The 13,973-nt window shown below is 65.5% G+C and carries 8 protein-coding genes and 2 tRNA genes; 9 read left to right on the top strand and 1 reads right to left on the bottom strand.

Annotated elements, in window-relative coordinates; genetic code table 11:
- Positions 1 to 62: 62 nt before the first annotated feature.
- Positions 63 to 641 carry a TetR/AcrR family transcriptional regulator gene (locus QNN98_RS15045; RefSeq protein WP_283998155.1) on the bottom strand — a complete coding sequence of 193 codons (579 nt, stop codon included), beginning with the start codon at positions 639 to 641 and terminating at the stop codon, positions 63 to 65.
- A 131-nt stretch (positions 642 to 772) separates the two neighbouring features.
- On the opposite strand from QNN98_RS15045, the gene dusB reads away from it, so the two are divergent.
- The 9 genes from dusB (at position 773) to QNN98_RS15000 (ending at position 13,941) form a co-directional block, all read left to right on the top strand.
- Positions 773 to 1,945 carry a tRNA dihydrouridine synthase DusB gene (gene dusB / locus QNN98_RS15040; RefSeq protein WP_227913932.1) on the top strand — a complete coding sequence of 391 codons (1,173 nt, stop codon included), beginning with the start codon at positions 773 to 775 and terminating at the stop codon, positions 1,943 to 1,945.
- An 8-nt stretch (positions 1,946 to 1,953) separates the two neighbouring features.
- Positions 1,954 to 3,237, top strand: coding sequence for a deoxyguanosinetriphosphate triphosphohydrolase (locus QNN98_RS15035; protein ID WP_283998154.1), 1,284 nt, complete (start codon positions 1,954 to 1,956; stop codon positions 3,235 to 3,237).
- 146 nt (positions 3,238 to 3,383) lie between these two features.
- Positions 3,384 to 6,770: a DUF5979 domain-containing protein gene (locus QNN98_RS15030; protein WP_283998153.1), complete on the top strand. Its 3,387-nt coding sequence runs from the start codon at positions 3,384 to 3,386 to the stop codon at positions 6,768 to 6,770.
- A 120-nt stretch (positions 6,771 to 6,890) separates the two neighbouring features.
- On the top strand, positions 6,891 to 8,918 hold the full coding sequence (gene dnaG, locus QNN98_RS15025; protein WP_283998152.1) for a DNA primase: 2,028 nt from the start codon (positions 6,891 to 6,893) through the stop codon (positions 8,916 to 8,918).
- Positions 8,919 to 8,990: 72 nt separating this feature from the next.
- Positions 8,991 to 9,066: transfer RNA gene (locus QNN98_RS15020), tRNA-Asn, on the top strand.
- A 139-nt stretch (positions 9,067 to 9,205) separates the two neighbouring features.
- Positions 9,206 to 9,281: transfer RNA gene (locus QNN98_RS15015), tRNA-Asn, on the top strand.
- Positions 9,282 to 9,619: 338 nt separating this feature from the next.
- Positions 9,620 to 10,792 carry an NAD(P)-dependent malic enzyme gene (locus QNN98_RS15010; RefSeq protein ID WP_283998151.1) on the top strand — a complete coding sequence of 391 codons (1,173 nt, stop codon included), beginning with the start codon at positions 9,620 to 9,622 and terminating at the stop codon, positions 10,790 to 10,792.
- A gap of 152 nt (positions 10,793 to 10,944) precedes the next feature.
- Entirely contained in the window at positions 10,945 to 12,375 is a 1,431-nt protein-coding gene (locus QNN98_RS15005; protein ID WP_227913937.1) for a sugar porter family MFS transporter, read from the top strand.
- Positions 12,376 to 12,504: 129 nt separating this feature from the next.
- Positions 12,505 to 13,941 carry a sugar porter family MFS transporter gene (locus QNN98_RS15000; protein ID WP_227913938.1) on the top strand — a complete coding sequence of 479 codons (1,437 nt, stop codon included), beginning with the start codon at positions 12,505 to 12,507 and terminating at the stop codon, positions 13,939 to 13,941.
- The last annotated feature ends 32 nt before the right edge of the window (positions 13,942 to 13,973 follow it).

Raw genomic sequence — 13,973 nt, 5'->3', positions numbered from 1 at the left:
ATTACTTCGATTCCGGGGGCCGCCGCTTTTCTGTTTGCGGCGGCTGCGGCCGGAAAGAGCGGCTAGGACTTGAGCCGGCCGGACAGGGCATACAGCACTGAGTCCGTGACCTTTTCCAGCGGGCGCTCGGGGTCAAACACCAGCCAGTCCATGGCAGCCATCAGGGTGGCGCCGAAAACACTGCCGGCTATCAGCATCACATTGTCCGGGCCGTCGGTCCCGTTCTCCTGCACGGTCTCCCGGATCGGTTCCACGAACTCGGCCAGCGCCTCCTGGCGCAGCAGGTGCATGGAGTGCTGCCAGGTGCGGTCGGTGCGCAGGATTTCCGCGGCCATCAGCTTGGCCAGCGCCCGGTTTGCGCACAGCAGTTCCAGGAGGGCCCGGACCATGGACTCGATGGCCGGCCAGCCCGTTCGGCCGCTTCGTGCTGTCCGCAGCGAATCAGTCAGGGAGCCCACACCCTCCAGCGTCAGCTTCTCGAAAAGCTTGTCTTTGGAGGAAAAGTTGTAATAGAGGCTGCCCTTGGCCACACCGGCCCGTTCGGCCACGTCATCCATGGTGGTGCCGGAGATGCCGTTCGCCGCGGCTAGTTCCAGCGCGGCATCCAGTATGGCGCGCTGGGTTCCGGATTCGCGTGGCATGCGGCAGTACGTCCTTCACGATGGAAAACATCTCTTCCACTGATCTTAGTTGGCGGCGCAACCGGGCGCGTTTACCGGAGGGTGCAGCGGTGTCCTGAGCAGGATTTGCATCCACTTGCGAGAATAGACAGGTGACTGTTCTATCTCCGGAGCTCAAGCTCGAGCTTCCCCCGCTGCAATTAGGCCCCATCACTGTGGACACCCCGGTGATCCTGGCTCCCATGGCCGGTATTACCAACAAGGCCTTCCGCCGGCTCTGCCGTGAATACGGCGGCGGCCTCTACGTGACCGAAATGGTCACCTCGCGCGCCCTGGTGGAACGTTCGCCGGAGTCGATGCGCATCATCAAGCACGACGACGACGAAAAGGTCCGCTCCGTCCAGCTGTACGGTGTGGACCCCAAGACCGTTGGTGCAGCCGTCCGCCTCCTGGTGGAGGAAGACCGCGCCGACCACATCGACCTGAACTTCGGCTGCCCGGTGCCCAAGGTCACCCGCAAGGGCGGCGGCTCGGCGCTGCCCTGGAAGCTGGACCTGTTCACCGCCATTGTGCAGACCGCCGTGAAGGAAGCTTCCCGCGGCAACGTGCCCCTGACCATCAAGATGCGCAAGGGCATTGACGAGGACCACCTGACCTTCCTTGACGCGGGGAAGATCGCCCGCGACTCCGGGGTGGCCGCGGTGACCCTGCACGGCCGCACGGCCTCGCAGTTCTACTCCGGCAAGGCCGACTGGTCTGCCATCGCCGAACTGCGCGAAGCCCTGCCGGACATGAACGTCCTGGGCAACGGCGACATCTGGTCCGCCGAGGACGCGATCCGCATGGTGCGCGAAACCGGTGTGGACGGCGTCGTCATCGGCCGCGGCTGCCAGGGCCGGCCCTGGCTGTTCGGTGACCTGGAGGCCGCCTTCGAGGGCAGCACCGAACGGCACCGGCCCGGACTGAAGCAGGTTTCGGACAGCGTGTACCGGCATGCCGAGTTGCTGGTGGAGACCTTCGGGGACGAAGTCATTGCCCTGCGCGACATCCGCAAGCACATGGCCTGGTACTTCAAGGGCTACGTGGTCGGGGGAGACCTCCGCGCTAAACTGGCGACGGTACCGTCCCTGGCGGTGCTCCGTGAACTGCTGGACCAGCTGGATCCCGAAGCTCCGTACCCCGGCGCCGACGCCGAGGGACCGCGCGGACGGGCCGGCACACCCAAAAAGACAGCGCTGCCGGAAGGCTGGCTGGACGGGCGGGAACTGAATGCCTCCCAGAAAGCCATCATTTCGGCAGCTGAACTCGACGTATCAGGCGGCTAAAGCAACCCATGACCTTCCCGCAGGCAGTTTCCACCGCAGGCTATACCGACGTTGACCTGGCCCGCTGGGTTACCGAGCCGGCCAAAAACACCAACCGCACGCAGTTCGGCCGTGACCGGGCGCGGGTGCTGCATTCTTCCGCGCTGCGCCGGCTCGGGGCCAAAACCCAGGTGGTGGCACCGGATACGGATGACTTCGTCCGGACCCGGCTGACGCACAGCTTGGAAGTGGCCCAAGTGGGCCGGGAGCTGGGCAACGCGCTGGGCTGCGACCCCGACGTCGTCGATGCTGCCTGCCTCTCCCATGACCTGGGGCACCCGCCCTTTGGCCACAACGGTGAGACCGCGCTGAACGACATTGCGCACGCCATCGGCGGGTTCGAGGGCAATGCCCAGACCCTGCGGCTGCTGACCCGGCTGGAACCGAAGATCATCGCTCCGGACGGCACGCCGGCCGGGCTGAACCTCACCCGTGCCAGCCTGGACGCCGCCACCAAGTACCCCTGGTCCATTGCGGACGCCCCGCTGGTCAACGGCCACCGCACCACCAAGTTCGGCGTGTACGAGGATGACCTGCCGGTCTTCACCTGGCTGCGCGACGGCGCCCCCGCCGGACGCTCGTGCCTGGAGGCCCAGGTCATGGACCTGGCCGATGACATCTCCTACTCCGTACACGACGTCGAGGACGCCATTGTGGCCGGCCACGTGCAGCTCAAGTGGCTGGACAACCCCGACCAGCGGGCCCGCGTAGTCGGCTACACGCAGCAGTGGTACCTGCCCGGCGTCGACCCCGCCGCCATTGAGGCGGCACTGGCGCGGCTGGAAGCCACCCGGGTGTGGGTCCGGGAGTCCGACGGCAGCCGCCGCGCCATGGCTGCGTTGAAGGACATGACCAGCCAGCTGATCGGCCGGTTCTGCAACAGTGCCCTGGAAGCCACCCGCGGCATCTACGGCAGGGACCCGCTGACGCGCTACAACGCCCAGATGGTGGTCCCCGAGGACACGGCATTGGAAATCGCGGTGATGAAGGGCCTGGCCACCACCTTCGTGATGACCACCGACCAGCGCCAGCCGCTGTACGAGCGCCAGCGGGAAATTCTCACCGCCCTGGTTGCCCAGCTCTCCGCCACCGGGGACAAGCACCTGGAGCCGATGTTCGCTGCCGACTGGCAGGACGCGGCCGACGACGGCGCCCGGTTGCGCGTGGTGGTGGACCAGGTCGCCTCGCTCACCGACGGTTCGGCGCTTGCCCTGCACGAGCGGCTGGTAGGACCGGTTCCGGCGCTCTGGTAGGGACTTTCCCTGGGATCTTTGCAGGATTGCGCGGCTGCTCTCTGGTGGACGGCCGTTTGGGCAGTTAGCCTCTGGCGCGGGGTGGTTCAGCGTCTTCCGATTCACTGACGGGAGATGTCGGCCGATCGAGCGCACCCGAGGTCCTGATGAGCCCCCAGCAATCCCGTGTACCCCGCCCCCGCCGCCACGTCTTTGGATGGACCCGGCAATCCCGGTTCCGCAGCGTCCTGGTGTTCCTGACGGGCCTGCTGCTGATGGTCGTTCCGCTCGCGGTGCCTGCGCAGGCTGTCATCGATCCGGGACCGCCGCCGAATGAGGCGCCGATCGCGGACGCCAACACCGATATTGTCATCACCTCCACGGGGGCCGGTGTCAGCAATGTGCCGGGAGCACTGCCACCGGTGGGAACCAGCTGGCCGATAACGGCCTATCCCACCAGCATTCCCTCCGGATACGAGAGGGAGACCGTAGGCTTCGCCGGCATCATCAACACCCAGGAAGTCGACGGGACCACCACGGCACAGATGTACTGCATTGATATCCGTACACCTACCGGCATCGGCTACGGGTATGAAAACGGGTCATGGGATGAGTCCAACGTTCCCAACATCGGATACGTTAACCGGATCCTGAACACCTATTATCCGAATACCAATCAGCCCGCCGGACTTACCGATAACCGGAAAGCCGCCGCCGTGCAGGCCGCCATCTGGTTCTTCACGGACGGTTACGTGGTCAATCCCACGAACAACCTGTATTCCGCGGTTGCCTCGATTGTGAACGCCACCATTGCTGCGGGACCGCTTACCGAGCCGGACGCCCCGGACATCTCCATCACGCCGGCCACGGCCGAAGCAGCGGTCACGGGGGTTGCGGGACCCTACACCGTCACTTCGGAGGCAGCGGAAATCACCGTCACGGCTGATGAGGGGTTTGGGCTCTTCGCAGATGCGGCAGGGACCGTGCCGCTAACCAATCCCGTAGCCAGCGGCACCCAGGTGTGGGTGCGGAGCGAGGACGGCGGCACAGGGCCGGCCACCGTGACGGCGCGCGCCACGGTTACCGTCCCCACGGGTAACGTCTATCTCTACGACGGCGCGACCCCCGGGGTGAATGCCGCGCAGAAGCTGATCCTGGCCGCCACCCGGGAGCTGAGTTCCGCTGCCAGTGCCACGGCGGAGTTCTTCGAGGTGGGCTCCCTGGCCGTCACCAAGTCCATTGAAGGCCCCGCCGCCGGCAGCCAGGGCGAGGTCGTGATCAGCATCGACTGCGGACCCGGATATCAGTTCACGTTCAATATCGCCGCCGAATCCACCGGGGCGCCGTCGGAGACCTTCACCGACATCCCGGCAGGTTCCGTCTGTACCATTACCGAGCCCACCAACGGTGCCAATGCAAGTGTCGCGGTGAGCACAAGCATTGTGCCGACTGCAGTGACGATCCCCTCGGGTACCGCGGCGACGGCGACGGTCACGGACACCTACACCTTCACCTCCGGGACACTGGTGGTTACCAAAACCAATACGGGGGAGGCAGCCGGCGCGCAGGGCGAGGTGACGATCTCCGTGGTCTGCACCCTGGACGGGGCCACGGTACTGAATGAAACGGTGACTATCCCTGAAGGGACGCTTACGCCGCAGGCAGCAGAATTCCCCAACATCGCCGTAGGCTCCAGCTGCACGGTGACGGAAACCGGAAGGGGGGAGACCACTGCCGTGGCGGTCACTGTCGAAGGCGAGGGGACTGTGGTCGTTCCGCCGACAGGGAGCGTTACTGCCGCACTGACCAACACCTACACGTTCAATCCCGGGACGCTTGCGGTGCGCAAGGACATCACCGGGTCCGGGGCGGGCCGGCAGGGCGTTGTGACACTGCAGGTCACCTGCAGTTCCGGTGCAGGTCGAACCATCACCATTCCGGCCGGCACCACCGAACCCATAACGGAGGAAATCACGGGGCTTCCCGCCGGGACCACCTGCACGGTCACGGAGACAGCGGACGGTGCGACCACAGAGGTCAGCGTCAGCACCGTGATCGATCCGGCCGGCGGAGCAGTAACCATCCCGTCCGGCGACGGCGTGGAGGTTACTGTCACGGATACCTACACAGTTAATCCGGGGGCAGTTCTTTTGAACAAGACCATTGCCGGCCCGGCAGCGGGCGAGCAGGGCGAGGTCACCCTGGAGGTAACCTGCACCCTGGAGAGCGCGGTGGTGGCAGAGGGGACCTTCACCGTCGCAACCGGTGCCACCGGAACCGTTGCGGCGGGCACCCTGACCGGCATCCCGGAAGGCGCGAGCTGCGCCGTCACTGAACCCGTCACGGGGGAGAGTACTGAAATAGGCGTGGTGGTGGACCTGCCTGATTCCGTGACCATCGCCGCAGGTGCCACCGCCACGGCTACTGTGACGGACACCTATAGCGAGAATCCCGGCACCCTGATCGTCACCAAGCTCATTACCGGTGAGGCAGCCGGAAACCAGGACGCGGTGGAGGTAGCCGTGCTTTGCACTCTGGCCGGGGAAACGGTCTTCGAGGAATCCTCGGAGATCCCTGCCGGAGAGACCGGAGAGATAGGTGCACAGTTCCTGAACATTCCGGCAGGTGCCTCCTGTGCCATCACGGAACCGGTCACCGGAGCCACTGAGTTTGTCCAGGTCAGCTCCGAGCTCCCGACACCGGTCACCATAGCGCCCGGCGGCAGGGACAGTGCGACGGTAACCAACACGTACACCTTTACCCCCGGAACCCTGGCCGTCACCAAGGAGTTTGCCGGTGACGCGGCAGGAGCGCAGGGCGAAGTAGTGCTGCAGGTGACCTGCGGGCCGGACGGTTCGGTCCTGGATGAAACCGTGATCATTCCCGCCGGGACCGCCGAAACGGTGACCAGGAATTTCGAGGAGCTGCCCGCGGGCACGGAATGCACTGTCACGGAGACTGAAAGCGGGGCAACAACGACGGTCTCGGTGGACACGGTGATCACTGATCCGGTCACTATCCCGGCGGCCGGCGGCGCGGAGCTGACGGTGACCAACACCTACGGCTTCAACCCGGGCACGCTGGTGGTGACCAAGGTCATCACCGGGGCCGCAGCCGGCGGGCAGGGTGAGGTTGTCCTGGCAGTCCGGTGCGGCACCGATGGGTCCGCGCTGGATGAAACGGTGACCATCCCTGCCGGCAGCACAGGCGACGTGTCCACGGAATTCGCGGGCCTTACCGCGGGCGCCGAGTGCACCGTCACGGAGACCAGCACCGGGGCCACTGCGTCCGTCACCGTGGAGTCCGAGCTGCCCGGTCCGGTTACGGTGCCGGCCAGCGAAACCGTTACGGCTGCTATCACCAACACCTACACGGCAGTAACGCCGGAACCGAAGCCCGAGCCGACCCCTGCACCGTTCAAGCCGGCTGGACCCAACCTTCCCGCCACGGGGGTTGGATCAGCCACCGGGGCCTATGCGGCCCTGGGTGCGGGCCTATGCCTGCTCGGCGGACTGGGCCTATACCTCAGCCGGCGCCGGGAGCAGGAAAAGTAGGCCGCTGCCGACGGCTTTCCCGGCCGCTGAGAACGTTCCTGCCGGGGCTTCGGCCCCGGCAGGAACGCGGGCGCACTCCACCGGGCAACGGGTTTGGCGGGGAAGAATAGACTGGATGGTATGGCCGGACTGATCAAGCGTGAAGACATCGATGAAGTGCGCCTGCGCACTGACATCAAGGCCGTGATTGACGGATACGTGACACTCAAGTCCGCCGGAATCGGCTCTTTCAAGGGTCTGTGCCCCTTCCACGACGAGCGCTCGCCGTCTTTCCATGTGCGGCCGCAGGTGGGCACGTACCACTGCTTCGGCTGCGGGGAGAGCGGCGACGTCATCTCCTTCGTGCAGAAGATGGACCACGGAACGTTCTCCGAGACGGTGGAGAAGCTCGCGGCCCGGCTCGGCTATGAGCTGCACTACGAAGATGGCGGCACCGGCCCGCGCAAGGAAGACGTGGGCAAGCGCCAGCGCCTGCTGGACGCGCACAAGGTGGCCGCAGAGTTCTTCCGCAGCCAGCTGGGCACTCCGGGTGCCGCTGCGGCGCGCAGCTTCCTGCAGGAGCGCGGCTTCGATCCGGCCGCCGCCGAGCACTTCGGCGTCGGTTACGCCCCGCAGGGCTGGGACTCGCTGCTCAAGCACCTCACCACCAAGGGCTTCACCCGTCCCGAACTGGCCGAAACCGGTATGTTCTCCTCCGGCTCGGACGCCTCCCGGTTCTATGACCGCTTCCGCGGGCGGCTGATCTGGCCCATCCGCGACCTCACCGGCTCCGTGATCGGCTTCGGTGCCCGCAAGCTCTACGAAGATGACCAGGGGCCGAAGTACCTGAACACCCCGGAAACCCCGTTGTACAAGAAATCGCAAGTGCTTTACGGCATCGACCTCGCCAAACGGGACATCGCCAAAAGCCGCCAGATCGTGGTGGTGGAAGGCTACACGGACGTGATGGCCTGCCACCTGGCCGGCATCACCACCGCGGTGGCTACCTGCGGCACCGCCTTTGGTACCGACCACATCAAGATTGCCCGCCGGCTGCTCTCCGACGACGGAACCGGGGGAGAGGTCATCTTCACGTTCGACGGCGACGCCGCCGGGCAGAAGGCGGCACTTCGCGCGTTCGAGGAGGACCAGCGGTTCACCGCGCAGACCTACGTGGCCGTCGATCCCAACGGGATGGACCCCTGCGACATCCGGCAGACGCACGGTGATTCAGCAGTGGTGGAGCTGATCTCCTCACGGCGCCCGCTCTTTGAGTTCGCAATCCGTTCAACCCTGCGCAAGTTCGATCTGAACACCGTGGAGGGCCGGGTCTCCGCCCTGCGGGCCGCCGCACCGGTAGTGGCGGACATCCGTGACCCGGCCATGCGGCCCGCCTACTCGCGCGAGCTCGCCGGGTGGCTGGGCACCGACGTCGACGATGTTACCCGGGCCGTGAACGCGGCCGCCAAGCGCCGCACGGCAGGTTCCGGCGCAGAGAACGCGGACACGCCGGCGTCGAACTCCCGAGGCCAGCGGCAGGGCACGCAGGGCAGGCAGGACTACGGTCAGCAGAGCCGGCAGGACTACGGCCAGCAGGGTCGGCAGCAGTACGGCCAGAACCGTAACCCGCAGGGCCAGCAGTATGGCCAGCAGCAGCAGCAGCAGCAGCCGGAGCCGGAGGCAGCCCCCGCCTTCAACCGCCCCGACCCGAATGATCCCGCCGCCCGAATGGAGCGCCAGGCCCTGGAAGTTGCGCTGCAGCAGCCGGGCCTGCTCGACGCCGGCCAGTGGGAGCGGTTCAAGGCGGCACGGTTCACGGTGCCGGCCTACGTGGCAGTCCATGATGCGATCCGTGCCGCCGGCGACGCCGGAACGGTTCCGGCTGCCTGGGTGGAGCGGGTGCGGGAGGAACTGCCGGACGCGCTGCGCGGTTTCGTCAGTGAACTGGCCGTTACCCCGCTGCCGGCCCGCGACGCCGATGCCCTTGCGCTGTACTGCCGGGACATCCTGAACCGGTTGTTTGAGCTGCAGGTGACGCATTTGAAGGCGGAAAAACTGGGCCAGCTGCAGCGGCTGGATCCCAATGCCGACCCGGAGCTGTTCCACCAGCTCAACCGCGAGCTGATGGACCTGGAGATGCAGCGGCGGGCCCTGCGCGGGGACCAGTAACGGCCCGGATTCTGCGGGCCGGAAGCCGATTTCGTTTCCGGGGAAAACCTCTGTAAAGTAAAACCTGCGCTTTCCCCCGTAGCTCAATTGGCAGAGCATTCGACTGTTAATCGAAGGGTTACTGGTTCGAGTCCAGTCGGGGGAGCCAACGAAGCCCCCGGCCCGTGTTTACATGGGCCGGGGGCTTTTTTCTTGCCTGCTTCGTAAGCCGGGCGGGCAGCACAGACCACTGCACCCCCGCGGTTCGTGGGCACCCGAAAGTTCCTGTATAGTTGAGGACGCCGCTTTCCCCCGTAGCTCAATTGGCAGAGCATTCGACTGTTAATCGAAGGGTTACTGGTTCGAGTCCAGTCGGGGGAGCCAGCATAGGGTCTGTAGCCGGAGTCATCCGGGTGCAGACCCTTTTTGTATGCGCCCGTTTCGCCTCTTCCCGTGGTCCGTTTTCCGGCGCGGCCGCCCGGCATCCCGGCACGCCGAAAGAGCATACTTGCCCGCAGGCACCGCTGTGCGCCTACACTGGCCGTAATCGCGCCCGTCACGGCTCGGCCCGGCATCACCGGGTCCCGCCCGCGGGCAGTAAAGGCATCCCATCCTGTTGCCCCGGCCCGGAGCCCCACGGCTTCCGGTATCCGCTCTGCATGTCCGTTCATCCCGGACCGGCAGGGCGGACCTTCCCTGGACCCAACAGTTGGAGAACCGCTATGTCTGCCACTGCCTCTGAAAACATCACCCAGCCCATCAGCATCGAAGAAATCTTCGCGGCGCACGAGGGCGGCAAGCTTTCCGTGGAAACGAAGCTGCCCTTGGACTCCAAGCGGGCACTGTCCATTGCCTACACTCCCGGGGTGGCCCAGGTCAGCCGTGCCATCGCGGCCGATCCGGCACTGGCGGCAACCACCACATGGGCCTCGCGGTTGGTGGTGGTGGTCAGTGACGGAACCGCCGTGCTGGGGCTTGGAAACATCGGTCCGGCAGCATCTTTGCCGGTGATGGAAGGCAAATCGGCCCTCTTCCGTACCTTCGGCGGACTGAATTCCATTCCGCTGGTGCTGGACACCACCAACGTGGACGAGATCATCGAAACACTGGTCCGGCTGCGTCCCAGCTACGGCGCCGTGAACCTGGAGGACATTTCCGCCCCGCGCTGCTTCGAACTGGAACAGCGGCTGATCGAGGCCCTGGATTGCCCGGTCATGCATGATGACCAGCACGGTACCGCCATTGTGGTCCTTGCCGCCCTGGAGAACGCCGCCCGGGTCACGGACCGGGAGCTCGCCGGACTGCGGGTGGTGATCTCCGGTGCCGGTGCCGCCGGAGTCGCCTGTGCCAACATCTTGCTGGAAGCCGGCATCACCGACGTCGTAGTCCTGGACTCCCGGGGAGTGATCGACCCCGGACGCACAGACCTGACCAGCGTGAAGGAGGACCTCGCCGCCAGGACCAACCCCCGCGGCGTCGACGGCGGGGCAGCCGAAGCGCTGCAGGGGGCCGACGCGTTCATTGGGGTATCTTCCGGAACCGTCGGAGAGGAGCTGCTGGCCGGAATGGCGCCCGATGCGATCATTTTCGCCCTCTCCAACCCGGACCCGGAGGTGCACCCGGACACCGCCCGCCGGTACGCCGCCGTCGTCGCCACCGGCCGCAGCGATTTTCCAAACCAGATAAACAACGTCCTGGCCTTCCCCGGGGTGTTCCGCGGAGCGCTGGACAGCGGTGCCCGCCGGATCACGCCGGCCATGAAGGTTGCCGCTGCAGCAGCGATTGCCAATCTGGTGGGGGAGGAGCTGCGGACGGACTACATTGTGCCGAGCCCGCTGAATCCGCGCGTGGCGCCAGCCGTGGCCGCTGCGGTCGCTGCCGCGGCCCCGGCCTAGCTGCCAATGCGGTACAGAACCCGCACGATTTGCGGTGGGAGGGGTTCCCGGCGAACGCCATGGACGTAGGCTTTTAATTCGCGTGGAGGGGCCTCGGGACACTCCCCGACGGCGCCGTGGGGGACCGGCACAGCTGACCTCGAGGAGCAGGCATGTCATCAGAGGCCGTACCCCCAGCCCCGGAGGACCGGGACCAGGTCAAGCACCCAGTGAAGGCCATCCTAGTCTGCGCCGGTGCGGCGGTGGGCGGGATCCTTTTCGGCTTTGACAGTTCGGCGATCAACGGCGCAGTGGATGCCATCGGCGTGGAGTTCCGCCTCAGCAGCGGTGCCCTGGGCTTCGCGGTGGCCATCGCACTGCTGGGCTGCGCCGTTGGCGCCTGGTTTGCCGGGCAGCTGGCCGATCTGTGGGGCCGGCGGGCCGTGATGGTGGTCTCCGGCATCGTGTTCACCGCGAACTCGATCGGTTCCGCACTGGCCGGCAGCGACGTGGAGCTGATGATCTGGCGGTTCATCGGCGGGCTGGCCATCGGCACGGCGTCGGTGATTGCGCCGGACTACATAGGGGAGATTGCCCCGGTGAAATGGCGCGGCGCCCTGGGCTCCGTGCAGCAGCTGGCCATCACGCTGGGCATCTTCGGGGCACTGCTTTCGGATGCCCTGCTGGCCTCCGGCGGCGGCGCCCTGCAGCAGTTGTGGTGGGGGCTTGAAGCCTGGCGCTGGATGCTGCTGGTGGGTGTGGTGCCGGCCGTTTTCTACGGGATAGTGGCCCTGCTGATTCCCGAATCCCCGCACTATCTGATCCGAAAACACCGGGACAAACAGGCCAAACACGTCCTGGCGGACATCAGCGGCGTCGATGACACAGACGCCAAGGTATCCGAGATCCGGGAGAGCTTCTCCTCCGCTTCCCGTGCCCGCTACCGGGACCTGCGCGGCCCGGCCTTCGGACTGCAGCCCATTCTATGGATCGGGATGACGGTGGCCGCCCTGCAGCAGCTGGTGGGGATCAACGTGATCTTCTACTACTCCACCACACTGTGGCAGTCAGTGGGATTCAGCACAGAGGACTCCTTTACGACGTCGGTGATCACCGCGGTGGTCAACGTGCTGACCACCCTGGTGGCCATCGGATTCGTGGACAGAGTGGGCCGGCGGAAGCTGCTCCTGGCCGGGTCCGTTGGAATGACCCTGGGCTTGCTCGCCACTGCCATAGCCTTCTCCCAATCCGTGGACACCGGCGGCGGCGTTTCGCTGCCCGGCGGGTGGGGACCTGTGGCCCTGATCGGCGCAAACCTGTTTGTGGTCTTCTACGGTGCGTCCTGGGGACCTGTGATGTGGGTGACACTTGGGGAGATCTTTCCCAACCGGATCCGTTCCCTGGGACTGGGCATCGGCGCCATGGTCAACTGGGTCTTCAACTTCATCATCACCCTCGCCTTTCCCTGGGTTAACACCTCGCTGGGCCCGGCATTTGCCTATTCTGCCTTCACTTTTTTCGCCTTCGCCTCGTTCTGGTTCGTAAAGCTGGCGCTGCCCGAGTTCAAGGGCCGGGACCTGGAATCGGGACGCATCGTTCAGTGACCATCTGTCCCCGGTTGGCCATTGCGGCTACCCTGCCCGGACAAGCACTCCTAGGGTTATGCGTAGGCTTAAGTGTTTTGACAGCAGTCTTATGTATTCAGTAATCCAACAGAAAACGAGGAACGGTCGATGGGCGCGACTCAGCCAGGACCAAATAAGGGCGGATCCGAACGGATTGCCCACCCCGGAAGGGTGATTGGCGTCACCGTCGCTGCTGCCGTGGGCGGGTTGCTCTTCGGCTTTGACACCGCCGTCATTAACGGTGCGGTGGACGCCATCGGTGAAGAATTCACCCTGAGCCCGGGCATCCTGGGCTTCACCGTGGCCATTACGCTGCTCGGCTGCGCCGTGGGTGCCTGGTTTGCCGGCCAGCTCGCAGACCGGTTGGGACGCAAAACGGTCATGGTGGGTGCGGCGGTGCTGTTTGCCGCGAACTCGGTGGGTTCGGCCTTCGCCTTCAGCGAGTGGGACCTGATGCTCTGGCGCCTGATCGGCGGCCTGGCCATCGGTACTGCCTCCGTTATTGCCCCGGGCTACATTGCCGAAGTGGCGCCGGCAAAATGGCGGGGTGCGCTGGGCTCAGTCCAGCAACTGGCCATCACGCTGGGTATCTTTGCTGCTCTGCTCTCCGATGCCTTCCTGGCCAACTCGGCGGGAAGTGCGCTGGGGGAACTCTGGGGAGGCATCGCCGCCTGGCGCTGGATGCTCCTGGTGGGCGTTGTTCCGGCCGTGGTTTACGGCGTGCTCGCCCTGACCATTCCGGAATCGCCGCAGTTCCTGGTTCGCCGCAACCGCGACGAAGAAGCCGCGAAGGTGCTCAGCTCCATTTCCGGCGTGACGGACACGGACCGGAAGATCGCCGATATCCGGGACAGCTTCAAGAGCCCGAAGCCGACGTTCCGCGACCTGCGCGGCCCCAAGTTCGGCCTGCAGCCGATCCTCTGGGTGGGCATGGCCATTGCAGCTTTCCAGCAGCTGGTGGGCATCAACGCGATCTTCTACTACTCCACCACCCTGTGGAAGTCCGTGGGCTTCAGTGAAAGTGATTCATTCACGACGTCGGTGATCACCTCCGTGGTCAACGTGGTCATGACCCTGGTCGCCATTGCCTTCGTGGACCGCATCGGCCGGCGCAAGCTGCTGATGATCGGTTCCGCGGGCATGTTCGTCGGCCTGCTGGCCGCCACCATCTCCTTCCTGCAGGCTGAGACGGTCAACGGCGAAGTGTCCCTGCCCGACATCTGGGGTCCGGTGGCCCTGGTAGGAGCGAACCTGTTCGTGGTCTTCTTTGCCGCCACCTGGGGCCCGGTCATGTGGGTCACCCTGGGCGAGGTGTTCCCGAACAACATCCGTTCCCTGGCCCTGGGGCTGGGCGCGATGGTCAACTGGATCTTCAACTTCATCGTGACCCTGGCCTTCCCGTGGGTCAGTGACAACTTCGGGGTCTGGATTATGTACGCCATCTTCACCGCCTTCGCCGTGCTGTCCTTCTGGTTCGTCAAGTCCAAGCTGCCCGAACTCTCCGGGCGCGAACTCGAGGACCGCGAGGGGTTGGAAACCGCCTGACCGGTACGTGATGCGAATGGGCAAGGTGTTAA

This window comes from Arthrobacter sp. zg-Y1143 (assembly GCF_030125565.1).
Taxonomy (GTDB): Bacteria; Actinomycetota; Actinomycetes; order Actinomycetales; family Micrococcaceae; genus Arthrobacter_B.
This window is presented reverse-complemented; position numbering and strand designations above follow the sequence as displayed.

What these genes read in the sequence shown, in the direction of transcription:
- QNN98_RS15045 (WP_283998155.1), bottom strand. Translation starts at nt 641, where the DNA reads ATGCCACGCGAATCCGGAACCCAGCGCGCCATACTGGATGCCGCGCTG.
- QNN98_RS15035 (WP_283998154.1), top strand. Translation starts at nt 1,954, where the DNA reads ATGACCTTCCCGCAGGCAGTTTCCACCGCAGGCTATACCGACGTTGAC.
- QNN98_RS15030 (WP_283998153.1), top strand. Translation starts at nt 3,384, where the DNA reads ATGAGCCCCCAGCAATCCCGTGTACCCCGCCCCCGCCGCCACGTCTTT.
- dnaG (WP_283998152.1), top strand. Translation starts at nt 6,891, where the DNA reads ATGGCCGGACTGATCAAGCGTGAAGACATCGATGAAGTGCGCCTGCGC.
- QNN98_RS15010 (WP_283998151.1), top strand. Translation starts at nt 9,620, where the DNA reads ATGTCTGCCACTGCCTCTGAAAACATCACCCAGCCCATCAGCATCGAA.
- QNN98_RS15005 (WP_227913937.1), top strand. Translation starts at nt 10,945, where the DNA reads ATGTCATCAGAGGCCGTACCCCCAGCCCCGGAGGACCGGGACCAGGTC.
- QNN98_RS15000 (WP_227913938.1), top strand. Translation starts at nt 12,505, where the DNA reads ATGGGCGCGACTCAGCCAGGACCAAATAAGGGCGGATCCGAACGGATT.